Origin of the sequence: Flavobacterium fluviatile, assembly GCF_010645065.1 — a bacterium.
GTDB lineage: Bacteria > Bacteroidota > Bacteroidia > Flavobacteriales > Flavobacteriaceae > Flavobacterium > Flavobacterium fluviatile.
Genome location: NZ_JAADZW010000002.1, coordinates 515,710 through 541,723 on the forward strand (window position 1 = coordinate 515,710; position 26,014 = coordinate 541,723).

At 35.8% G+C, this 26,014-nt stretch carries 14 protein-coding genes; 6 read left to right on the plus strand and 8 right to left on the minus strand.

Translation table 11 applies throughout. The features are described from left to right. The first annotated feature begins 44 nt into the window (after nucleotides 1-44). The 4 genes from GXM17_RS05680 to GXM17_RS05695 all read left to right on the plus strand — a co-directional run bounded on the left by GXM17_RS05680 (nucleotide 45) and on the right by GXM17_RS05695 (nucleotide 7,697). Nucleotides 45-2,837 (plus strand): M16 family metallopeptidase, encoded by a 2,793-nt coding sequence (locus GXM17_RS05680; protein ID WP_163398314.1) that lies wholly within the window; start codon nucleotides 45-47, stop codon nucleotides 2,835-2,837. Nucleotides 2,838-3,117: 280 nt separating this feature from the next. Further along, nucleotides 3,118-5,118 (plus strand): protein-disulfide reductase DsbD family protein, encoded by a 2,001-nt coding sequence (locus GXM17_RS05685; protein ID WP_163398315.1) that lies wholly within the window; start codon nucleotides 3,118-3,120, stop codon nucleotides 5,116-5,118. A gap of 239 nt (nucleotides 5,119-5,357) precedes the next feature. After that, nucleotides 5,358-6,848, plus strand: coding sequence for an aminotransferase class V-fold PLP-dependent enzyme (locus GXM17_RS05690; RefSeq protein ID WP_163398316.1), 1,491 nt, complete (start codon nucleotides 5,358-5,360; stop codon nucleotides 6,846-6,848). A gap of 207 nt (nucleotides 6,849-7,055) precedes the next feature. Continuing rightward, nucleotides 7,056-7,697, plus strand: coding sequence for an NrtR DNA-binding winged helix domain-containing protein (locus GXM17_RS05695; protein WP_244307342.1), 642 nt, complete (start codon nucleotides 7,056-7,058; stop codon nucleotides 7,695-7,697). Between the two features lie 219 nt (nucleotides 7,698-7,916). Here GXM17_RS05695 and GXM17_RS05700 read toward each other — a convergent pair whose 3' ends face one another. From GXM17_RS05700 to GXM17_RS05730, 7 genes are read right to left on the minus strand one after another with little or no spacing between them, the layout of a single operon-like run. Then, nucleotides 7,917-9,659 carry a RagB/SusD family nutrient uptake outer membrane protein gene (locus GXM17_RS05700; RefSeq protein WP_208796418.1) on the minus strand — a complete coding sequence of 581 codons (1,743 nt, stop codon included), beginning with the start codon at nucleotides 9,657-9,659 and terminating at the stop codon, nucleotides 7,917-7,919. A 29-nt stretch (nucleotides 9,660-9,688) separates the two neighbouring features. Beyond that, entirely contained in the window at nucleotides 9,689-12,871 is a 3,183-nt protein-coding gene (locus GXM17_RS05705) for a SusC/RagA family TonB-linked outer membrane protein (RefSeq protein WP_163398317.1), read from the minus strand. A gap of 20 nt (nucleotides 12,872-12,891) precedes the next feature. Beyond that, nucleotides 12,892-14,352: a fasciclin domain-containing protein gene (locus tag GXM17_RS05710; protein WP_163398318.1), complete on the minus strand. Its 1,461-nt coding sequence runs from the start codon at nucleotides 14,350-14,352 to the stop codon at nucleotides 12,892-12,894. A gap of 47 nt (nucleotides 14,353-14,399) precedes the next feature. Continuing rightward, a complete protein-coding gene (locus GXM17_RS05715) occupies nucleotides 14,400-16,100 on the minus strand; it encodes a fasciclin domain-containing protein (protein WP_163398319.1) in 1,701 nt (566 codons plus the stop codon). An 11-nt stretch (nucleotides 16,101-16,111) separates the two neighbouring features. Next, nucleotides 16,112-17,611 (minus strand): RagB/SusD family nutrient uptake outer membrane protein, encoded by a 1,500-nt coding sequence (locus GXM17_RS05720; RefSeq protein WP_163398320.1) that lies wholly within the window; start codon nucleotides 17,609-17,611, stop codon nucleotides 16,112-16,114. Nucleotides 17,612-17,627: 16 nt separating this feature from the next. Beyond that, a complete protein-coding gene (locus GXM17_RS05725) occupies nucleotides 17,628-20,915 on the minus strand; it encodes a SusC/RagA family TonB-linked outer membrane protein (protein WP_163398321.1) in 3,288 nt (1,095 codons plus the stop codon). Nucleotide 20,916: 1 nt separating this feature from the next. Then, the gene (locus GXM17_RS05730) at nucleotides 20,917-23,124 is read right to left on the minus strand and encodes a fasciclin domain-containing protein (RefSeq protein WP_163398322.1); all 2,208 of its coding nucleotides are present in this window, start codon (nucleotides 23,122-23,124) and stop codon (nucleotides 20,917-20,919) included. 480 nt (nucleotides 23,125-23,604) lie between these two features. Here GXM17_RS05730 and GXM17_RS05735 point away from each other — a divergent pair, with 480 nt between their 5' ends. After that, nucleotides 23,605-24,360: a LuxR C-terminal-related transcriptional regulator gene (locus tag GXM17_RS05735; protein WP_163398323.1), complete on the plus strand. Its 756-nt coding sequence runs from the start codon at nucleotides 23,605-23,607 to the stop codon at nucleotides 24,358-24,360. A 483-nt stretch (nucleotides 24,361-24,843) separates the two neighbouring features. Here the strand turns inward: GXM17_RS05735 and GXM17_RS05740 are convergent, their stop codons facing one another. Next, nucleotides 24,844-25,212 carry a hypothetical protein gene (locus tag GXM17_RS05740; protein WP_163398324.1) on the minus strand — a complete coding sequence of 123 codons (369 nt, stop codon included), beginning with the start codon at nucleotides 25,210-25,212 and terminating at the stop codon, nucleotides 24,844-24,846. 547 nt (nucleotides 25,213-25,759) lie between these two features. Here GXM17_RS05740 and GXM17_RS05745 point away from each other — a divergent pair. Next, nucleotides 25,760-26,008 carry a hypothetical protein gene (locus GXM17_RS05745; RefSeq protein WP_163398325.1) on the plus strand — a complete coding sequence of 83 codons (249 nt, stop codon included), beginning with the start codon at nucleotides 25,760-25,762 and terminating at the stop codon, nucleotides 26,006-26,008. The last annotated feature ends 6 nt before the right edge of the window (nucleotides 26,009-26,014 follow it).

Consider the following 26,014-nt stretch of genomic DNA (forward strand, 5'->3'; position numbering starts at 1 on the left):
AACAAAATAACGAATTATAATTTCTTCATAAAATATCAAAACAAATGAAAAAATACATCTTTCTGGGCTATTGCTCACTGGCTTTCTGCACGCTTGTTTCTGCGCAGGGAAAATCAGATAATTTTAAGAAAATAAAAGAGTTAGGCGGAATCGAAGAATATTTGTACCAGCCAAACGGAATGAATATTTTGCTTTTGCAGGACAATGCTTCGCCAGTAGCAACTGTACAAATTGTATATCGTGTTGGTTCTAAACATGAAGTATTGGGAAATACAGGTTCCACGCATCTTTTGGAGCATTTAATGTTCAAAGGAACCCCGACTTTCAACAAAAAAAGCGGTACAACTATTACAGATGTGCTTCAAAATACAGGAGCACAGTTAAACGCCACAACCTGGTACGACCGGACCAATTATTTTGAAACACTGCCAAGTGATAAAATCGGATTGGCTCTGCAGATTGAAGCCGACAGGATGCGTAATTCTTTATTGACTAAAGAAGATAAAGAAGCTGAAATGACGGTTGTGCGCAATGAATTCGAACGTGGAGAAAATGATCCAAACAGTTTATTAGATAAAGAAATCTGGGCTTCGGCTTATATTGCACATCCGTATCATCATTCTACAATCGGTTGGAAATCGGATATTGAAAAGGCGCCAATCGAGGTTCTGCGTAATTTCTATAATACTTATTACTGGCCGGATAATGCGACTTTAACCATTATCGGCGATTTTAAAAAAGAGAATGTTTTTGAATTGATCGAGAAATATTTCGGCAAAATTACAAAAGCACCTCATGTAATGCCTCAGCCTTACACAGAAGAGCCTGAGCAATACGGGGCACGTAAAGTTGTGGTTAAAAAACCGGGTGAATTGGGTGTTGTAAGCAAGGCTTATAAAATTCCGGGTGCTATGCACGAAGATTTGCCTGCGTTGAATATTTTAGGCGAAATCATTGGGGCTGGTCCTTCGGCGATTTTAAACAAAACTTTTGTGGACAGCCGTATGGGAATTTACGCTTATTCCAGTGCCACAAATTTTAAAGAAGTGGGTCTTTTTACAATCGGGGTTGGTTTTCCAACATCATCAAAACATGAAGATATCGATGCCAAAATCAATGAAGTTGTAGCCAAAATCCAGAAGGAAGGTGTGACTCAGGATGAGGTAAACCGTGTGGTGGCCAAAATCAGTGCACAAACCATTTTAGGAAGAGACGGTTCGGGTGTTATTGCATCTGAATTAAATGAAGCCATTGCTTCAGGCGACTGGACAGACTTTGTAACCGGAGTGGACAGATTGAAAAAAGTAACTCCGGCTGATGTGTTGCGGGTAGCTCAGAAATATTTGGTCGAGGACCAAAGTACAACAGGATATTTTATTCCGAAACAATCGGGAGCTCAAAATCAGGATACGGCTCAGGCGAATAATTTCATGCCGGAAAATGGTCCTTTTTATTACAGACATGAGGATGACGGACATTCACATGAAGAGCATTCTTCTGAAAATACATCTTTGCAAAATAATAATACAGCAGAAATTGCTTTTGATGAAACGGTAATCGAAAAAACAGCTTCGGCTTTCAAAAGAGAAAAAGTAGCCGGAATCGACGTGGTTTCGGTAAAAACATCTGCAAAAGATTTTGTGACTGTTGCAGCCAGTATTTCATTAGGGAATTTTATTAATAAAACTAAGAATCCGATGGTTTCGTCATTAACGGCATCCATGTTATCAAAAGGAACTAAGCTGAATGATAAATTTAAATTCTCAGAGAAACTGCAAAAGCTAGGGGTGAACTTAAATGTAAATGCTTCAACTACCAAAATAAATATTGGTTTTAAATGTCTTAAAAAAGATTTAGATCAGGTGATTGCTTTATTGGCAGAAGAGTTACGCATGCCTTTATTTGATCAGAAAGAATTCGAAAAACTGCAACAACAATTCACTGGTAACCTGCAGCAAAACTTAAATGATCCGGGTAAAAGAGGCGGTATCGCTTTGTCTCAGGCTATTTATCCAAAAGGAAATCCAAATTACAGTTTAAGTGTCGAAGAAGATTTAGCAAACATCAAAAATGCAACTTTGGATGAGGTAAAAGCATTTCATAAAAAATATTTTGGCCCCGCATCGATGCACTTGGTTATTGTAGGAGATACTGATGAAGCTAATTTGAATGCTTCATTAAAAAAATCATTTAAAAACTGGAATGGCGGTGTTTCAGAATCTTTAAAATTTGAAGAGGCTTCAAAAGCTGCTTCAAAAACCGAAGTGATTACCATTGCAGAAAAACCAAGTGCCGAATTGTACATCGGTCAGTACACAGGTTTAAAAAGAGCCGATGCAGATTATATTCCGTTTTACATTGCCAATTATACTTTAGGAGCCGGTTTTGCTGGTCGTTTGATGCAGACAGTTCGTGATAATGATGGTTTGACATACAGTATTTCATCAGGTATGGGTGGAAATATTACAACCGGAGGATACTGGATGGTGAATGCATCTTTTAATCCGTCTTTATTTCAAAAAGGACTGGATGCAACGATGATTCAGGTAAATAAATGGGTGAAAGAAGGAATTACAGCAACCGAATTAGAGAACAAAAAAACGAATCTGATTGGAAGTTTTAAAGTAGGAATGTCCACTACAAGCGGAATGGCAAGAACAATTTTGAGTTTTGTAGAAAGAGGTCTGGAGCCAAACTACATTGACCAATACCCAAAAGATATTGAAAAAGTGACTTTACAACAGGTGAATGATGCCATTAAAAAATACATACAGTTAGACAAAATGATCATCATTAAATCAGGTTCACTTGATCAAGAAGGTAATCCGTTGAAGTAAATATTATAATTCTTTAACCAAATTTTTGTCATTCCGAGGAACGAGGAATCTCCCTTAGCAGCTCGACAAAGATTGGCGATTTTGATTACGGAGTTTCTTGCGGAGATTCCTCGTTCCTCGGAATGACAAACTGCTCACAACCTGAAGCCTGAAAGAAAAATTTCAAGATTCGTCTTTCATTATTTCATTTTAGAATCTGAATTAGTAAGCCATTTTCTATGAGAGACTTTTAAGGGCTGTCGGCAAGCAGCTCTTTTTTTAAAATATCCAAATCAAACAAATGAAAAATATCCTAATTGCATTATTATTACTTCTTTCGGGGAGTATGTTTGCCCAAATGTACAATCCGGTAAAATGGAATACATCTGTGGAGAAAATCTCAGACAAAGAATATGTTTTAAAAGCTCAGGCCGTAATACAATCCGGCTGGCATTTATATGGACAATATATCGAAGAAGGAGGTCCCTCAAGAACTGCTTTTACTTATAAAAACCCAAAGAAAAGTTTTGATTTAATTGGGAAAACGACTGAAGAAAAAGGGCATGAGGTTCAGGACAAAATTTTCGACATGAAAATTAAATATTTTGAAGATAAAGCGCTTTTTACACAGAAGATAAAATTTACTTCAGATGCGGTTTCGAATATCGATGCTGAAGTTGAATTTATGGTCTGCGATGACAGCAACTGCCTGCCTCCGTCTTCAGAAGAATTAACGTTCAAGATTCCGAATGTAAAAAAAGTTGCTGCAGCTGAAGAAACGATTATTGCTGAAAAAGATAGTGCAGTTACAGAAGATAAAATAATTGCCGAAGCAGAAAAAACAATTTCAAAGCCAGTTGTTGGTCTGGTTAAAAAGGAGGAATCAAAAGGATTTTTGAGTATTTTCATCATTGCATTTTTATCCGGTTTTGCAGCTTTGCTGACACCTTGCGTTTTCCCAATGATTCCAATGACGGTAAGTTATTTTACCAAGCAGAGCAAAACCAAAGCTGCCGGAATCAGAAATGCTTTGATTTACGGATTCTCTATCGTAGTTATTTACGTTTTATTAGGTTCAATTGTAACCGCAGTTTTTGGTGCTGATTCGCTTAATGCACTTTCAACAAACGTTTGGTTCAATCTGATATTCTTTATTTTATTAGTTGTTTTTGCAGTTTCATTTTTGGGTGCTTTCGAAATTATGCTTCCAAATGCATTGGCAAACAAGGTCGATTCGCAGGCAGACAGGGGAGGATTAATCGGGATTTTCTTTATGGCTCTGGCATTAGCGATTGTGTCATTTTCGTGTACAGGACCAATTGTAGGGACGCTCTTGGTTGAAGCGGCTTCAAAAGGAGGAATCGCTCCGATTGTTGGGATGTTAGGATTCTCGATTGCTATTGCGCTTCCGTTTTCATTATTTGCAGCTTTTCCGGGCTGGCTGAATGCTTTGCCAAAATCAGGCGGATGGCTCAATACCGTAAAAGTAGTTTTAGGATTTTTAGAACTGGCTTTAGCTTTCAAATTTTTATCCAATGCCGATTTGGTTTTGCAATTGCACTGGCTGGAAAGAGAAGTTTTCCTTGCGATCTGGATTGCCGTTTTTGGAGCTTTGGCTTTTTATTTATTCGGAAAAATTACGTTGCCGCACGATTCTCCATTAAATCATATTTCAGTTGGGAGATTGAGTTTGGGATTAGTCGTTTTAGCCTTTACCGTTTATTTGATTCCGGGACTTTGGGGAGCGCCTTTAAAAGTGATCAGCGGATTTCCGCCGGCCATGCACTACAGCGAATCTCCTAACGGAATTGGTGGAAAATCAGAAACAACGAGTAAAGAAACCCTGCCTGAAGGCGCGGAATATGGTCCGCACAATATCATTACGTTTCATGATTATAATAAAGGAATGGAATTCGCCAAAAAAGCAGGAAAACCGGTTTTATTAGACTTTACAGGATATGCCTGCGTGAACTGTCGAAAAATGGAAGAACTGGTTTGGTCAGATCCTAAAGTTTTAGGTGTTTTAAATAATGATGTGGTTTTGATTTCGCTTTATGTTGATGATAAAAAAGAACTGCCGGAAAGCGAACAATATGTTTCTGAAACTACCGGTAAAAAAATCAAAACGATTGGGAATAAATGGAGCGATCTTCAGATTAAGACTTATAAAGCTAATGCACAGCCTTTTTATGTAATTGTAGATCATAACAGTGCTAATCTGATCGAGCCGTCTGCTTATAATCCGGATATTGAAAATTATTTTAACTGGCTGAATACCGGAGTCAAAAACTTTAAAGATTAAATGGTTTAAAATACCCGTTGTCGATACTTATAGAATTCGTCAGTTCGAGTGTTTTTTGTGCAGAGAAAAGGAACAAAACTTCTCGATACACTCCGCACTCGAAGTGACGTGTATCGAGAACCTTATGATGATAATTTTCTGTTCTCTATACAATCCCGATGAAAAATCGGAATCACTCGAACTGACGAAAATTATCATCAAAAACGAATTGGAACTAATAGGTTAAAAAAATAAACGAAATGGAAGTTACTTTGAAAACAACCGAATTAGAACAACATTTTTCTGCATTTAGAGGAAATATAATAGGAGTGAACCATACTTTTGAGTCGGTTTACGGGGAACAAAAACTGTATTATGCGGACTGGATTGCCAGCGGAAGATTGTATATCCCAATTGAGGATATTATGCTCAATAAAATAGGTCCGATGATTGCCAATACCCACTCGTTTTCCAGTGAAACGGGGAAAGCATCAACTTATGCCTATCAGCACGCAAGGCAATTGATAAAAAAACATGTAAACGCCAAACAATCCGATGTTTTGGTTACCACTGGAACCGGGATGACAGCTGCCCTGAACAAGTTACAACGGATTATGGGATTGCGGTCTGCGGATAATATTTACAATGTGAAACTGAATTTTGACGATGAAAGACCAGTGGTTTTTATCACGCATATGGAGCATCATTCGAATCAGGTTCCGTGGTATGAAACCATTGCCGATGTGGTGGTTTTGCCTGCTGGTGAAAACAATTTGGTTGATCCGAAAATATTAGCATCAGAACTTAAAAAATATGAAAAACGAACGTTGAAAATTGGTTCTTTTACAGCCTGTTCCAACGTTACCGGCATTATTACACCATATTATGAACTGGCAAAAATTATGCATCAGCATGGTGGTTTGTGTTTTGTAGATTTTGCGGCTTCGGCACCGTATGTCAAAATCGATATGCATCCTAAAAATCCTGAAGAGCAATTGGATGCTATTTTCTTTTCGCCACACAAATTCTTAGGCGGACCGGGAACCTGTGGGGTTTTGGTTTTTAATGAAAAATTATACAAATCTAACTTTCCGGATAATCCGGGCGGAGGAAATGTAAAATGTACAAATCCTTGGGGAGAATATCATTACAGCGACGCGATTGAGGTAAAAGAAGACGGCGGTACACCAGGGTTTCTTCAGGTGATGCGAACGGCTTTGTGTCTGGAACTGAAGGAGCAAATGGGAGTAGAAAATATTCATAACAGGGAAAAAGAGTTGTTGAAGCTTTGTTATTCAGAACTTCAAAAAGTAAATGGATTATCTATTCTGGGTGATGTGAAAAGTGATCGAATTGGCTGTGTATCATTTACGATTGAGAATATCCATTATAATTTAATTGTCAGACTCTTAAATGACCGTTTCGGAATCCAGGTTCGTGGAGGCTGGTCCTGTGCGAGTACTTATGCGCATTATTTGTTTGGTTTGGATGAGGAAAAATCTAAAATAATGACCAATGAACTTCTTCAGAAAAACCTAAGTAATAAGCCGGGCTGGGTAAGACTCTCACTCCATCCGACATTGAAAGATGAAGAACTCCTGTTTATTTGTAATGCGATACAAAAAGTGGCTCTTCATTATGAGGAATGGAAAAGACCATATCAATATAATCCTGTGACAAATGAATTTGATAATCTTTTAGCAAAAGAAACAATTGCCCAGGATGTGAAGAAATGGTTTTGCTTAGAGTAAAGGTAATTTTTTAGGATATAAATAAAGCACTTCTTATGGAGTGCTTTTTTTTGTAATAAGTCAAATGTGATTTTGAATTTTATTAAAACGTAAATAATGACAGGACAGGACAGGACGGTTTTGTTTCCCTGATAAAATATGTTTGTAAGAGGATAGTGAAATTTAGTTGGGATATTATCTATTTTATTAACACAAAGGCGATTAGTTATGAATGAGGTCACAATTGATTGTGTAGTTTTCGGTTATGATAACGGAAACTTGAAAGTACTCTTGTCAAGAGAAAATAAAGGAGTAGGAACAAAATGGGGGCTTATATCCGGCACTGTAAAGGATGTAAAAAATGCAGATGCAGCTGTTCTGAATTTACTGAATGAATTTGGCAATTTTGAAAATGCATCCTTAAAACAGTTAACCGGACCCGCTGGAAATTCTCAAACGTTACGATATTATACTGTCATTAATATTGAAGAACACAGAGTAAAATTCGGGAGAGTCGATTTATACCAAAGATGGTTTATGATTACAGAAGTTCCTGATTTAATTCAGGATCATAATTTAATTTTAGATTACAGTTTGTATCAGTTAGAGTCATTTGTGCGAGAGTCTCCTGCTGGTTTTAATCTTCTTCCGGAGAAATTTACTATGACAGAATTAATGAATCTTTATAAGGGGATTTTAGGTATAGAAGCGGATAAAGAAAGTTTTAGCAGAAAATTTTTAAAGAAAAAAGTATTGGTTCCTTTGAAAGAGAAAAAGGAATATGTATCTAAAGAGGCAGATAAACTGTATAAATTTAATGCTGCTTTTTATGAAAAAACGACTTTCAGCGATTTTGTTTTAGACTTTTAATAGTCTAAATATAATTTTTTAAAATAAATATCTTGTGGAAATAGCTGTCCTAGCCCAGACAGGAACGGCATCCTTTGACTGCTTTCTTTAAGCAGGCAAAGATATAGTGGATGGCTGGAATTAGCTCCTAAAAAAACGAAAAACCTTAGTCGTAATTCTTTACTACTAAGGTTTTTTTTATTAGAGGTTGCGGAACTGTTACCTTTTATTTCTAAAGTTTTACCAATTGAAAGGCAAATACCAATTGTTGACATTCATTAGTTTAGAACGTACTTCGTCTGCTTTGCTATTTCCTTCTCCGTGCAGTTTTTGATAAACCTTTTCGGCGAGGAAAGATGGATCATTTCGACGTAAAGAAATACGTACCAGGTCTTCCCAGCGGTTTCCTTCATACGCTAATTCTAAAGCCGCTTCGTCAATGATATTATTTTCGATAGAAGTTAAACTGTCTCCAACAACCTGAGCTCTTTGAAGTCGGGCACGGCCACGAATACCTCCTCCACGATGCCAGATTGCTCTAAAACTTGGGAAATCACCCTGACGGGCATCAAAATCATAAGGGAACGGTTTTTTGGTTTGCTTAATATTTGTTGCATCTCCTGTAGAATTATTGTATCCTGCGGGAGTATAGGCCTCTTGTATCCCAAAATTTAAAAGGGCATCAGCAATTCTGTGTTGATTGTCTCTGTTGGCGGCTTCTGCATAACGCAAATGCAATTTGGCAGCACGGTATAAAAACCAGTCACCGTCAGTCTTGAATGTATTAGCGGCATTTTCATATTTATAAATATATTTCATAATTACGGGTTCTCCACCAACTTCTTTATATGTAAATTTTTGTCCACGAGCATCATAAGGGAAACCATTGCTTTGCGTGTTGCTTTTCCAAAGTGCAATTGCCCGTTGTGAAGGTTTCGCTAAATATTTTCCGCCTGTTTTTGAAAAAATTTCAATGAATGGATTTTTTGGTGCGAAGTCACTGTCAAAAGGCAATGACCAGATCCATTCTGTGTTCCATAATACATCTCTGTCTCTTCCAAAGATTGATCTCCATCCCTGAGTGTTATTATCTACTAATGTTGTAGCATCCTGTTCATAATATCTTAAATAACCGACTGCCAGGTCATTATTTGTTATTACTTCAGCAAATTTTATTCTGTACATGTCAACATCATTTGCCGGGGTTCCGGTTTCCATTACATTTTTATAATGTGAAGCTGCCTGCAGATAATTTCCTTTCCATAGCTGTAAATCACCTAATAAACATTCTTTATTGATAAAAAACTTCTCTGTATTATAACCATCGACAGTTACTAATAAACTGCTGCCTGAGGCATATATTTTTTTATATGTTAATCCTTCAGTAAATGTAACCAGTTCATCAATAAGCTGATTAAAAGAAAGTCTTGGAAACTTATTAATATTCTTAACATCTTCTATGTTTGCAATAGGTTCGGTGATGTAAGGAACAGTACCGTATTGAATTCCTAATTGTAAATAAATCCAGGAGCGGATACAGGCAACATCTGCATAACGCTGTTCATATTGTGATTGCGTAAATTTCTTTTCTGCAACCATAATATCGAAGTTTTTAAGTGCATCATTACAGTTTTGAATAACCAGATAGAAGTCTTTAGGATTTACATATGGATTTTGTGCAGATACATTTTGTTCTGAAAGTTCTTTTAAATAAGGGTCAGAATTGTTTGTTGTTGTCATCAAATCTGCACGCATTTCATTTAGGATAACATATTTCTTTGCAAGGCTCATAAATTTCCCGTAGATCCCTATAACTGCGGCATCGGCATCATATACATTACGATACATTTGTTCTTCAGCAACTTTATCCTGTGGTTCTACATCAAGGTATTCCTCACAAGAGCTTAGGCTAAGCAATAGCACTGACATCCATAACAAGGCTTTGGCAGATTTCTTTGTTTTTGTTCTTATTGTTGTTGTCATTGGTCTGTTCTCTATGTTGTAAAATAATTTTAAAAGCCTAAGCGTAATCCAAGTTGATAGTTTGTAAACTGAGGAGTCAAACCAATATCTGCTCCCTGACCAAAAATAGATGAAGTAGCACTAAATTCAGGATCGTATCCAAGATATTTGGTGAAAGTCAACAGATTGTTTGCTGTAGCATACAGTTTAATATATTTGATAGCCTTACTGTCATTCATCGGAATATTATATCCTAATACCAGGGTTTTTAATCTTAAGTAAGAACCATCTTCAATCCATCTGTCTGAAAATTCTGCGTTGCCCATTGGGTCTCCCCAGGTTGCTTTTGGCATGTCAGTTTGCTGTCCTTCGGCTCTCCATCGGTTTGCAACAGCTATGCTTTGATTTTCGTATCCGCTCATTTTTTCAAGATTGTAACGCACACCATTGTAAAGATCATTACCTACTGAGAAATTAAACAAAGTTTGCAGGCTGAATCTTTTGTAAGTGAAATTTGTACTAAAACTACCCATTACATCCGGATTTGGATTACCAATCACTACACGGTCATTATCATCAATAACTTCATCTCCATTGGTGTCTGTAAAACGCATGTCTCCACCGCTAAAAGGAACTAAGCTGCCATTTGTTAAACGTCTTGATAATCCATCTGCATTGGCTTCTGCAGTTGTACTGTATACGCCGTTACTGTTTAACCCGTAGAATAAGTTGGCATCCTGGCCTACAGAAGTTAAGTATGTTGCTCCTCCAAATTGGGTTAGGATATCACCACTTGGCAGGCTTTGTACTTTATTTTGATATTGGCTTACATTAAATCCAAAGTCAAAAATAAAATCCGGAGTATTGATAACACGGGCATTCAAAGAAAGTTCTGTTCCAATGGTACGCATTGCACCACCATTGGATACTACATAATCAAATCCGGTTTCAGCACTGATTGTTTCGTAGGTAATCATGTTAGATGTTTTATTCATGTAGTAATCGACAGAAATATTAACACGTTCTTTAAACAAACCTAAATCCATTCCCAAATTCTTTTTTGAAACCGTTTCCCATTGTAAATCAGGATTTCCAATATTGCCGCGGACCAAGCCCTGCATTCCAAGTAAATTTTGAGAAACATAATACGTTTGAGCGGTATAATTTCCAATGTCATCGTTTCCGCTAGTACCGAAACCAACTCTAAGTTTAAGGTAATCGATGTCTTTTATATCCTTCATGAAATTTTCAGAAGAAACTAACCAGCCACCTGATATTGAGGTCATCAGGGCATATTTACTTTTTCCGGTTGAAGCATCGTCTCCAAAACGGCTTGATCCGTCTACAGAATAACCTGCCGTCAGAAAATATTTATTTCGGAAGTTATAGTTTCCATTAGCATATATATTCATCCAGTTCCATTCTCCTAATGCACCTCCTACCTGACGCAACAAATTAGAACCTGCTCCAACACTTGTAAAATCGTCAGTTGAAGAATTATATCCTAAACCTAAATCACTTTCTGTTTTATTGCTTTGAGACCTGAATCCGAAACGAACATCCAGATTGTGGTCATTATAAAAGTTTTTCATATAACTGGCAAAAGTATCCGTGTAAAGACCATTATAAATCTGAACTTCACTTCCTGACTGATTTTTACCAATAGCGGTAGGCAAAATAAGATCTGCAACTCCATAATCCGGAAGGAAAAATGATTCTCTTTCTTTATTGAAACTTAAACCAACTATTGAGGTAATGTTCCAGGCTTTGTTTAAAGCATAGTTGAATTTCAAATTACCAAAAAAGCGGTAATTGTTATTCCTGGCAAATCCATTTGAAAAAATTGCATTTGGATTACTTACATCAAAGTAGTCTGTATCTGCAAAATTAGGAGAGGTTTCTCCGGCATCACTAACATCGTAATACGTTAAGAAAGGAGATTTTGTCAGGGCTAAATATAATGGACTTGTTTTATAAGCAAATCCTTGGTTCCATTGATTTTGCTGGTTGTCAATAAAAGAAAGATTGGCATCTACAGTTAATTTTTCGGTTAACTTCAGAGCTGCATTTAAACGGACACTATAACGTTTTGAATCGGTACCCTTAATAATTCCCTGGCTGTCCAGATAACCAACAGACAAACCAAATTTTGCAATATCATCACCTCCACGTACTTTAAGGAAATAATTTTGATTATAACTGGTATTAAAAACCTGATCCTGCCAATTGGTCTGATTGTGATATTTGTAATATCCCGGAGAACCAACCATGTCATTCATGTAGGGCAAATCGGCAACTTGCTGTTGTGTTAAACCACGGCTAGATTCTAACTGAGAAATATGAGTACGGTATGCATCTGCAACCAGCAGTGGCAATTGATCCGGAGTTTGATTAACCCCTCCGTACATGGTGAAATCAATTTTGGTTGATAACTCGGTGGCTCTGGTGGTTGTAATGTTTATTACTCCATTCGCTCCTTTTGTACCGTATAGTGAAGTACCATCTTTAATAACAGTTACATCTTCAATATCTTTAACATCAATATTCGTTAGAGGAGAAGAGTGGTTGTTTTGTATGATTCCGGAACCGTAGTCTTCATCATCATAAATCATTCCGTCTACAACAATTAGAGGTCTGTTGCTTGCATATAAAGAATTAAAACCTCTTAAGGTCAGATAACTTCCGGCGTTGGGGGCGCCGGAATTTCTGACACTGGTTAATCCAGCTGCTCTGCCCTGAAGAAATCCGGCAACAGATTCGGTTACAGAACTGGACCATTGGTCTTTTTCGAAATCAACTACATTAGCTGCATTCGTATTATTATACTGCATCACATTTCCGGATGGCAGATTCGCAATTTGATAAGCAGGAGAGTAGTTGGTTTCATTTAAGAATATCTCTAAACCTGATTTTCTGTTTTTAACAGCATACACTTTGGTTTGGAAGTCCTGTCCACTAACAGTAAGAAGTGCCTCCAGGTTAGGTACACCAATTTCAAAAGTACCGTCATCTTCAGTAATGGCTGCCGAAAATCCTTCTACAGTGATATTAATTCCTGATAGAGGCGCCTTTGTTTTTGCGTTTTTAACGACACCCTGCACTAAAATACCCTGTACTTTTTTCTGAGGAGCTGTTGCAGTTGAGTCCTGAGTTTCCTGGGCGTATAATTGTGCTTCAAGACTCCCGGCAAAAAAGAGGCTTACAAGGCAGGTTAGTTTTATAATTTTTAACATAATTAATTTTGTATAAAATATTAATTTTTAGGGACAGGAACAAATTTTAGATAATCAAGAGTAAGGGCACTGGTAGCTTTAGTGCCTCCTATCAGCGAAATCAAACCACTATAGCCTGCATTGGTATATTCAAATTCTCCTATTTCTACTTCTTCATAGTTATTAAGAGGCACTACAACTATAGGGAAAGTTTTTGTTATATTTTCAACAGGAAATCCGGTAGCATTGGGGTTGACTAATCCTCCAATAGCCAATTGTTGTTCAAAGATATTCGCTGTTTTGTCGTTTATTGCTCTCCAGTATATTTTGTATTTGGTACTGAAGATATCATTCACACCATAAAATATAGTAAACTTAGCCAGATTAGGAAGTTCTACCATAAGGTCGTTGTAAAGACCATCTGGGTAAAGTGTACTAATTGGTCCTTTTTTATCACGATAAAGCATTCTGCTTCTGACTCCCCAATATCCGCTGTTGTTTTCACCCTGAATTATGGTAGCAACCAAACGTTTTTCTATTTTAACTTCTACTTTTTTCATGATATAAACAATCCCGTTGCTCAATACAATTGGCTCGCCAACAATTTGTGTCTTGTCAACATCGAATTCAACACCAAATCTTGAAGTTAATTTTTCAGGCAGTTCATCTTTTGTATAAGCTTTTGGAAAAGCCATGTCCCTTACTGTGAAATATTTCGAATAAATAGCAGTCGAATCTACAGATGGCTTATTCAGATAAGGTATCATCTTGGTTACTTCAGCATCAAAACCATCATTCTCCATTAAGAAAAGGGTGTAAGAATTTTTCTCGTTGTTAAGATTGTAAACATTTTTTAGAAATGAATTTGATAAGGAATCTGCGAGAAATCCAGGAGTAGCCTCAAGTTTTGCAATAGCATCACTATTGTAAATACTAAATTCTTTTAAACTCAGTAAATAATTACTCATCTCCGAAATACCTGCCTGTGAATTAACATATTCCCAAATATTCTGTTTTGGAGCTAATGCCTTATTCACAATATGAAAAACGCCATTGGCTGCATAGCGATCTGCTGTAACTATAGTAGCATCACCGATTATTGTACTTCCTTTAAAGGTTAGATATTTTTCACTCATCATTTTGATTCTTTCCTCATCAGTATTTCTCACAGATGAATAAGAAGTCAGTGCAATATGGTTTTCAACAAATTTTTTAAGTGCTTCAGGGTTATTTAATATAGTGGTACTAACTGCCTTTATAGCCTCGTTTGTTGGGGCAAAAACAGTATAGGTTTTAGAGGCTGCCAATATTTTGTCATATCCGGTCTGGGTTAATAATTTACCAAATTCAGTTGTTTGAGAAGTACTGCTGATAGCTTCATTTAGTGTTTTATTTAAATTTGCATCACCATTATCCTCTTTATCATCCCACGGACTGGAACAAGAAGCCAGCCCTATGGTGAGAAGGACAAAAAGAAGTTTTTTATATTTTGATAAAGTCATTTTTACTTAGTTAAGTTTGAAATTAGATTTTTGATTTAACTCTTGAATTATGGTGTAGGCGGAGTGTAAAAGCCAGGTCCTCCTGATTCAAATTGCGGATACAACTGATCCATATCTATAGGACGAAACTCAGCCACGTCAAACCAGGCCTGAGCAGAGAATGAGGATTGAGATTGTAAGGTTAACTTATGCCTTCCCGTAGTTGTAATATCTACAGTACCCACTAATCTGCAATTCATTTTGGTGGTATGCGGGTAAACATGTCGCTTGTATCCCTGTGATTCCAATACTCTTGCTTCTATACTGGAGAATTTATTTCCGTTTTCCAGCATATTTATTTGTCTTGACATTTCTACTCCATCGACAAACACTTTTACAAGTCCAACTTTTGAATCCTGACCTCTGTAAGAAATCCATAATTTGTATTTTCCCTTAATAATTACCGGGGTGTTGAAAGTAATATTTTGACAATTTCCATTTCTGAAGCGATTAATTTCAAGACAGTCTCCATGCCAGCCAAAACCTACTGTACCACCTTTAGCCACATCTTTGAAATACGTAATAGGGTCATTGTCTTCCCAGGTAACATCTTTAAATAAAGCTTTTGCTAAAGATGTTTTAGGAGCTGCACCGGGTATTCTAAAGACAGAAGTTAACTGTCGGAATTCATTTTGATCACAAAAATCAAAATATACAGGAGCCGGTAAACGTTTTTTGATTGCAAAATTAGCAGCTGCAAAATGGAGTACACCATTTGAAGCGGTTACGTCACTTTTATCTCTAACAATAGCCACCCCTTTTTCTAATACGCCATTAAAAACTTCTTCGTTTAATAGAATAACATCCTTATCCAGTTTTGCACTGATAACCTCAAGAGGGGCCTTAGTAACCAAAGCTGGTGTTATTGCGACATCTGCCAGATATTGCAATTTTGGTAAAATACGGTAACTCACAAATAAATTAAGACTGTCTTTCGGATTTAACGGATCATGCAAATGACTGTATTTTGCTTTTAATTCGTCAATAGTATTAATGCCTGCTGCCTTAAATGCATTGTTATCCTGAGCCAAAACAGTCAGATAGCTTTCTATATCATTTATTGTATAATCGATAGGTTTATTAAGTACATCATACCAGCCTGTTATTTTTAAAGCTTCAGTAAACAAAGAAAGATTTGCGTCCTGCTCAATTGTCTGTGCCAGCGTTTTATCAGCAACACGCAATACTTTATCAATAACATGTATTACACCATTACCTACCTCAACATTCGACTTAAGGATGCTGGCTGTTTTATTAACTGTTGTACTGGATGCTCCGTTTTTATTTGTTGCTCCTGTTACTAAAAACTGACCATACAGGGTCGGTGTAGCTATCTTTCCATCGGTAAAAGCAGTGGTGTTTATTTTTTGGTTTAAGATGTGAAGCTTAACAATATTCTGTAAATCTGCTAGCGGAACATCTTTTAATGAATTGGCTCCTACATCTTTCAAATATTCTTTCACTGCATCATTAGTAGGAACAAATAAGGTATAAGTTCCATAAGTATTCATAAATGAAGCATAATTTGTAAGCTCAAGAACTTCTAAAAACATAGAATATTCTTCAGTATCTCTTAAATAATCGGTAATGTTAAGAGTTTCATCTGTACTTTCCTTAATTTTTTGCTCAGTGCAATTTTGAAACACTAAAGCGATCAAAAACACTAAAGTAAATCTCAAGAGGTCAGGCAATCTTAATAGTCTTTTCATGTCTTGTTTTTTTATTTATAAAATGGATTTTGCACAAGTTTTTTATTGGTATAAAGCTCATAAGTATTAATAGGCAAATAATGGCTATTAGAGTCTTTTAGTTTTGCAATAATGGATTGCTGCTGATCTGCAGGGGCACTTAAAATAGCTCCGTCAATTAAAATATCCAGTCGTTCGTAATTATTTCTTCTGGCATTGCGAAGCATATCGAACCAGCGTTTTCCTTCAAATGCTAATTCACGTGAACGCTCTGCTAATATATAGTCTATAATTTCTCTTTTTATGTTAGGATCAATAGACTCGGAAGTGATGTCGATGGCTTCACGTTGTAGTCTGATAAACTCAATAATTTCAAGAGCTTCAGGACCTCTGTTTAATTCAGCAAGAGCTTCAGCCTGCATTAATAGTACATCAGCATAGCGATATACAAACCAATGGGTATCAGCGCCCTGTAATTCTTTTCTGGTTTCGTTGTTTTCACCTGTATATTTGTAGATTTCATTGGTTCCGGCAACCAGAGATGTACGATCACCCCTTATATCTTTATTAGCAGGATTAGCAAAATCAACTCCATAAACATCTTCTAAAACTGTAGCTGAAGCCAAAAACTGCGGTCTTTGAAAGAAGATATTGTAAAATGGCCCTAAGTTGGTTGTAGTATATTGAAACTCAAAGATACTTTCTACCGAATTTCCTTTGGCATACACATTATTAAACCAGGTATTGTGTAAAACCGGAAGCAAACCAAATTTACCGGATTTAGTTACTTTTTCAGCTGCATCAAAAGCTTCCTGAAAATTATCATTCCACAGATAAACATCTGTCAGCATTGCATTGATTGCATAAGCAGTAATACGCCCTTTATTGGATGCATTGTCTCCATAATCAAGTACTGCGTACCCTTCTGCCAGTTTAAGATCTTTGATTACCTGGTCAAATACATCTTTTTGAGAAGATACAGGCAATTGAAAATCATCTTTATCAGTTAGCGTTGCAGTTAATTTTAAGGGTACATCTTTAAAAGTACGCGCCAGTGTAAAGTACAAATACGCTCTTATAGCCAAAGCTTCCGAAAGAAAATTATTTAGCTGCGTCTGAGTCAGAGTTGGATCTTTTTCTTTAACACCGGGTGCAAGATCAATAATGGTATTACAATAATTGATGGTTCTGTAAAATATAGCCCAGTTGGTCAAATCGTTAGAGGCCATGATATTCGAGTTCATAATATCTCTTTGATCCTCAGAAGCGTTTGGACCTGCGGCAATCATATCACCTCTTAATTCCCCATGCATAAATAAATATTGAGACATTGGTAAATCGCTGACTCCTGGAGGCGAATTTAACAAAGAAGAATACATACCGATAACAGCGGCCTGAATGTCTTCTTTAGTTTTCCAAAACTCTTCACGAATAATTCCGTCCTGAGGGCGTAAATCTAAGTAATCATCGCAAGAGGTTACTACGATAAACAGGGTGAAGATGGCCAGAATTGTTTTTATTTTAGTTTGCATAATTCAGATTTTAGTATTAGAAACGAACAGAAGCACCTATCGTAACACGTTTTGTTGGAGGAGTACTCGATTTATCAGCAGCGATAGCAAATGGATCTCCGGATTTCATATTTACCTCCGGATCCTGACCTCTATAGTTAGTAAATGTTATTAAGTTATCTGCCGTTATATAACAGCTTAAGTCGCCAAGTCTTAACTTTTTGATCAGATTTTTGCTGAAATTGTAACTGAAAGTAACAGAACGAAGACGGGCAAAAGAAGCATCTTCAACATAACGGTCAGAGCCCAGCCAGTTATAACCCGCTCCATACACTGCTCTTGGCATATCTGTTACATCACCCGGGTTGCGCCATCTGGATAAAACGGCGGTACTTTGGTTGCTAAATCCATACATGTTAGTCGCCTTCATATCGGCTTCGTTTACAACTTCATAACCTAGTCTGTATGTAAAATAAAGCAATAGCCTGAACTGATTGTTAAAAGTTACTGTAGGACCAAAACCTCCGGAAAATTTAGGATTACTGTTTCCTAAATAAACGACATCACGGCTGTCGATATTTCCGTCATGGTTAATGTCTTCATAAATAGCATCTCCTGGCTGGAATACATAATTGGTAATAGGGTAGTTGAAACGCATAAATACTTCCTGACCATTAGGTCCTATAATTGTGTTTCCGTTAGCATCTTTAGCTTTGGTAGCATTAAGATCTGTGTAAACCCCTTTAAAGCGGTATCCGTAAAAAGAACCAAAAGGATTATTAACCTGAAGGAAACGCTTATATTCTCCATTTCTGTCTGTATTTCCACTCTCACTTGGATAGTATTCAGAAATTTCTGTAACAGTATTCTCATTGCTTGCCACATTGAAATTGAAATCGATTTTCCACTTATTAGTTTTTAAAGGGGTAGTATTAAGTGCTATTTCAAATCCTTTATTTTGAAGGGTTCCTACGTTTTGATCCACGCTGTTGTATCCGGAAATACTGCTTAACTGAAGATTGTCGAAGATAAGATCTTTAGTAACATTTTTGTATAAATCGACATCTAAAGTAACACGGCTTTTAAACAATTGCAGGTTGAAACCCAGGTTTGTTCCCTGTAATGTTTCCCAGCGTAAATTACTCAATTCTATGTTAGAAGGAATTACTCCATTTAGACCTAAATACTGTGTACTAAAGTTAGAATAGGTATTAAAATAGGTATAGTCAGCTTTTGGAGCCCTTCCGGATTCTCCATAACTAGCCCTGATACTCAGATCATCAATGAATGTTACGTTTCTCATGAATTCCTCTCCTGAAACTCTCCAGCGAGTTGATATTGACGGAAAATAACCATATCTGTTTTCAGGTCCAAATTTCGAACTTCCATCTACACGGACACCTACATTAATAATGTAGCGGTCCAGCAAACCGTATTGGGTACTTATTAACGCTCCGACACTTCGGGCCTGACCATTACTGGTGTATAAAAATAAATCAGAATTTTGAGTTCTGGAAGGTACTGATGGATCTGTTAAAACAGATGAAGCAGTGTTGGAAGTCATTGCACGATGCGTAGTGTACATGAAATCATTTGTTTGCAATGATAGCAGAGTTTGCAAAGTTTGTTTCTCTCCAATATTTGGTGTCCAGATAAAGTTTGTTTTGGTTACGATATTAGACTCATCACTATCGGCATCAGATGCTCTGTTTACAACTGTTTCGGTGAAAGGGCGTCCTGTTGCATTTTGAGGCAAAAATGCTTTGGATTTTGTGCTTTTATAATCAAATTGTAAATCAAAAGTCGAAATAAATATTTTAGGTATGATATCTACATTTACATTAAAATGGGGAGTTATACGATCCTGTATCTGATCATTAGTAGCAAATTCAGCCATTGCTAACGGATTATAAGTTCCTGAATAAGTACCTTGTACATTAAAAGGCGGAGAAAAATAATTTGGCGTAAGATTTCCCATTTCATCATATTCATAAATGCTCATGTTTGGCATTTTAATGAAAGCAACACCGCGCAATTTATCACCGTCCTTATCATCAAAACTATTAACATAGTTACGTTTGGTATTTGTATGCGTATAAGCGATATCGGCTCTGAATTTAATACGGTCAGAAACGATATAATCTAAATTCAGTCTGGCATTTACTCTGTCCAGGCCAGTTCCAACAGTTACTCCTTTTTGTGTATAATAACCAACAGAGCTAAAATATCGTGCTTTTTCTCCACCTCCCTGCAAAGAAAGGTTGTGCTCATGTGTTATACCAGTTTGTGAAATAGCATCTACCCAGTTTGTGTTTTGGCCATAATTTTTGAAATTGTAAACATCAAGAGGATCATATTGAAATTCTTTAACATTCCAGGTATTCAACGGTACTCCGTTTCTATTCATAAATTCTTCAGGAATCAACTGAGAATACTGATCACCGTTTAGCATTGGAATAGTAGAAGGCAATTTAGCAATCGTTGATTTATACGTATAAGCAATTTTAGGCGAACTCACTCCACCACGTTTGGTAGTAATTAATAAAACTCCACTCGCGGCACGTGATCCCCACATTGCAGTAGCAGCAGCATCTTTCAAAACAGTGATGCTTTCAATATCTGTAGGGGCGATGTTTAATAAAGCAGAGTAACTTTCAGAATCTGCTGTCCCAAAGTTAAAATCATCAGGTACAGATGTTTCATATGGCATTCCGTCCACTACAATCAAAGGATCTGAAGACCCTGAAATAGAAGAAGTTCCTCTAATTCTGATTTGCATTCCTGCTCCCGGATCACCACTGGTAGAGGTAATATCAACCCCTGCAAGACGTCCCTGTAAGGCTTCATCAATAGTTGGGGCTTGTGTATATGCTAATTCAGCGGCATTTATAGAAACTGAACTCGTTGTTCTGTTTCTGTCATCAATTTTCATTAAACCGTTGTCAGATTTTTTTGTATTGGTAACAACTACTTCTGTAAGGGATTCTACAGTAGAAACGAGCAGGATTTTGATGGATTCCCTGCCTTTAATTTCAATGCGTTGAGACTTATATCCTATTGTGGAAATAAATAGTTTGTTGTTTGGATCTTTAACCCGAATAGCAAAATTTCCATCAATGTCTGTTATAGCACCGGAAACGGTACGATTTTCAGAGTCTTGTTCTGCAATAGTTGCTCCTGGAATACTTAGTTTGTCGCTTGCATCAAGAACCTGACCACGAACTAAAAAAGTTTTATTTCCTTGTTGTGCCAAAGCTGGAAAAGCAGCCAGTAGAAATAAGGCAAAAGTAAAACCGTAAAGTATATTTGTAATTTTGTGTCTCATTTTATGGTTGATATGTAAGATAGTTATCTACTAAATGAATTAAGGATCTGTCTGCTAGGTTGTTGCTTTGGGCCGGGATGTAATGAGCCCAGTTTAAATACGAATCCCTGAAAGACAAAGTCCCGGGAGTACTCTGAACCAGTATATATATTTTTTCATCAAAGCTGTCTTTTCTAAGCGTTTCAAACTCCCCGGTTGTTAATCCGTCATCTGAAACTGTTCTGTTTACTAAAATGTGTGCACGGATAAAGTCAACAACCTTCTCTTTCTCATTTTGAAGAGATGGTGTGATTGATGGAGGCAAAACCCCAGCGGTTTTTGCTTTTGCAATTGCAGCATTATTAGGAATTAAAAATGTGTATGATGTTCCTAAGTCAACTCCCTGGATTTTTCCTGTAGCAGGATCATATAAAGTAGAATTTTTAAGATAGTCAAAAAATGCAAGGTATTCAGAATTAGGAGCCTCAGCCAGGCGTTTTATTTTTAGTCCCTGCATCTCTTCACTGTATTGAAGTAAGTTATCAATATAATAAGTTCTTCCGTTTTGCTGGTCTTCATGGCCAATGATTCCAACAGGTGTACCGCCTGTTACTTCATTTCCGGCAGCATATAATTTATTATTGTTCCATTTGATGTATTCACCAGGAAGATCCAGGTCTCCTGAACGAATGATTCCTGAACCCGATAAATCATTTAATTCTCCGTTTGGAGTGAGTACTATTCCATTATACAAAATACGCAATAGACGCGCACGTGCTATAGCACTTGTGGCAGATGATCCTCCAATTGCGGGATTAACATATGTCCATTGCGACAGAGTAGCATTATATCCAAAGCCCATCTCCATAAGCTTAGCATCTGATGGCAAAAACAAGGTATATCTTGTATTGATATTACTAATCATTTCTTTTAGTCCGGATCCATCATTCATTATTCTTGTTGCCATAGTGAATTTTGGATCTAAATAAGCTGAGGTATAAACGCTGTAGAATAAATTCGATTTTTGAACTTTATTCGTACCATAAAAGAATCCGTTACTCAGAATTTTAGCATCTTTAATATCACTATTAAAGTCAAATCTTAAATTTTCATTTAGGCCATTACTGTTAGCAGTTCCTTTTGATGGCCAGACAGCATTCGGAACCATGTGTGCATTGATAAAATCGCGAAATATATAGAGCGGAAGCACATTAAGAGAAGGGTAATTTTTGAGTAAAATTTTAGAAATAAATTCTTCTAAAGGTTCGTTTTCCGGGACCATCATGGTGTATAAATCACTTTGTCCGTCATTATCAGCCTGTTTTAAAAAATTTTCATTATTTGGCGAAAAAGACAAAACCGGATCATAAAGCTTAACATCAACATTGTCCGATTTACCAGTATAATTACGATAGGTATTGGTGGCATCCTGACTGAAAACATACCTGACAAGACCATAATTTTCCAGTAATTCACGAAACTTACTGTATTGTGGTTTTTGTTCTAAGTATTGCTCCAAAGTAGGTGTTGGAAGAATTACTTTATCAATTTCGTGGATAATTCCGTTTTCAGCAACAATGTCTGCTTCGGTAACTTTAGAATCCAAAACATTAAATCCGGTAAATTCAGCATTGGGATAAAAATAATTAAAGTCAGCTGCGCTCAATCCCTTTGCAGCAAAATACTCATCGGTAAAATAACTGATGTATTTATTGTTATTATCCCCAATAGCATAAAAACCTCCATTTCGGTTAGAACTCACAAACACTTTTGGCTGCCCATTAATGGTTTTGTTTTGAAATCCGTCATAATATGCTGTTCTTCTTCTAAAAGCATTGTCAAGCACCCAGCCAGTCTGAGATTGATAGTCTGATAACTGCTCTGTTCGGAATGCATTATATATAAGCGCATATCTGACAATTTTTCCGGCAGTTTCAGCATCAATTTTATTTACATCAGTAATGCCTTGTTCCTGAAAATACTTAGTGAATGCGTCGTCATTAGGAGCCATCATAGTCCAATATCCTGCTTTCCCTAAGATATCCTTGTATCCTGCTTTTTCTATTAAAACCAGAAGATTTTTAAAATTACCACGAGCTTCCAGCTGCTGATAAACTGGAGGTTCTAAAGTATCTGGTCGGCCATAGTAATCATCATAAGCGTCCTTGCTGCAGCCTGACAGCAGGATTAAAAATGAAAAGACAAGTAGTTGGTGTATTTTTTTCTTCATTCTTGGTTAATTTATAGTATGGAAAGTCTGATTGGTTTTTAACTTTTTTTTAGTAAATACTGATATGTCAAACCTAATTGGTTCTGTTGCTAATTCTATCCTGCTCTATCCTGTTTTTTTTTATATGTGTTTTTTTATTACAGATTAAATACCAATATCATAATTAGTATGTTAATATTTTATAAATCCATAAAATATAATGTTTGTTGGGGTTTGAAGTAGCTTATTATGACTATCAGGAGAGGTTTTACTTGAAAAAAATCGTTATAACTTTAACAAAAAAACATCAAAATCATTAGGTAAATCAATGATTACAAAAAAAAGAATCATATTTTTTGAAGAAAATTCGGATTCATTTTGCTTAACATCAAAATGATATCCAGTTAAACTTTTAAGTTTTTCAAAAAAAACCAATTTTCAAAAACAAATTGGTTTAACATTTTTTATGTTAAATTTGTTAACACTTTAATTATTGCGCAAATGGTTTCAGAGATACAAAATCTCCATGATGTCTGGCTAAATAACAGAACAGCCAAAACTACATCCTCAAATAAAATATCGTTTGATGATCTTACTAATTCAATTATTAGCACTGGTCCATTCTCTTTTTACATTATTGATTTTTTCGATATGTCGCTGTCACATATAAGTCCTTCCATATTTGAAATGCATGGCTTCGATCCGGAGACTTTTACTTTTAATGATGTGTTAGGGGCGATTCATCCGGATGATCTGGATTTTGTAGTAAAGGCTGAGGCATTTCTTACCAGGTTTTTTTCTCAAAATATCGGTCGGGAAAAATTATTGAGCTATAAAATAAGTTACAGTCACAGATGCAGGATAAAAACCGGGGAATTTGTTTTATTCAATCATCAGGCACTAATGCTGACTATGGATGATAACGGGGGATACGGAAAATCATTAAATATTCATACCCGAATTGATCATTTAAGCAATTTTAATACCTATAAGATATCACTTATTGGTTTAAATGGAGAACCTTCTTTTATGAATATAAGTCTTGATGAAGTAAATAATAAAAATAAAGAATTTTCTAAAAGAGAAATTGATATAATCAAACTTATAGGGAAAGGTTTGAGCAATGCTGAAATTGCTGAAAAACTTTTCATCAGTCCCTTAACAGTAAAGAAGCATCGAAATAATATACTGTCCAAATCTGATTCAAAAAATACAGCAGAGCTTATAAAAAATTGTATTCTTCAGGGGATTATTTGATTGAAATTGTTTCTTTTTTAAGGATTTAAGAGAAGTGTTTCAGGATTTAATGAGGTTTTATTCCAACAATTTATAAACTATAATTCTGAAATATTGTTTCCGGACACTAAAGATAATAACCTGGCAGTGTTTGTGAGATTTTTTTTTTAACAATGATACATCTATAGAGGAATAGCTAAGGCAATGCCACAGATATTATTGCGATCCAATGTTATTGATTTGAAACCGCTGTATCACTTAAAATTGACCAAACAATCAGTGTCTGCAGAAATCCAAAAACTTTCTTGAGATCAAATTATCAGCATTACTTTTCAATACCTGAAGCTCTACATAACCAGAAATGTGCAGCTATGTCCTTGGTGATTAAAGAGCTATGAAAAGAAAAAATTTTGAGCAAATAAAACGTATGAATATGCCTAAAAGTAAATAGGGTAGTAGTATGTCTTTTTAGGCACATTCATTATCTTTTAAAGAAAGTAATTATTATTTTTCTGGCTCATGATCATTATCCTTTTCAGTATTGGATGCATCATCATTTTTGTCATGAACCGTTTCCTTGCTCTCAGATGTTGTTTTATTGGTTTCAAAATCGTTTTCAGGATGTTTGAGATCTTCAATAAATTCTTCCTGGTATTGATACGGATCTTCATCTCTTGCATAATTATCATTGTCAACAAGGGTATTTTGATCTATATAATCAGGATCACTTTCACCGAATTCTGTTTTATTTTCTTTATTCAGATCCTTGTGAAAAAGATTTTCATTTATAATCTCATTACCATCCACTGGTGTATTTTGATCAATATAATCCGGATCTGTTTGACCGTATTCGTTGTTATTTTGATTTTCCATGATATGTTAATTTAGAATTATTGTTTTCTAGTCTTTTTTGACTTTTGATATCTACAAATTTATTCTAAAGAATTCACAGGATTATTACAGAAAAATTACTGATAGTTCTATAATTTATAGCTACTTATGTACTATCTGGATAAAAATATAATTTATCCTGCCTCATTTATTTTTATCTGTTTTACTCTTAAAAAGAATATTTATAATATGGGTAAAGCGTTTTTTCTTTTCAAGAATGGAATGAATCACGAAAACAATTTTAAAAAAGTTTATAATTCGTGTTTTTCAACCTAATCACAGAAATATGAAGTAACAAAAAACTTACCAATCCTTAATATGAAAATTGTTCAAAAGTAAATGTGCTTATTTGATAAAAAATCTTTTTCAGGGCAATATTTTTGAGGATAAATGGGAAATACTGATTTTTTTTGTGGTTTTTAATATGTTGATAAATAATGTTTTATAGCCGTATTCGGTCATTGTTTTTAACTTAATAAATAATTATATTTGATTTAATCAAACCAGCTATTAATTTAAAATATTTACTATGGATAAAGCTATAAAACTTAAGGTTCGTAAGGAATTAAACGGTCAGCAGCAGTTGAATATCATTAGGTTAAAAGGCAGTTTAATTTCGAAAGGGTACACAGAAATAATACATATACTCGATCAGGATGATGAATTTCATATCAATTCATTTGCAACACCGGTTGAGACAACTAATGAAGTTCAGGAGTATATTACTGCATTTATAAGTAAAGAAAATTTAAGCGATACAATATCTCTGTATAAATAACTGATT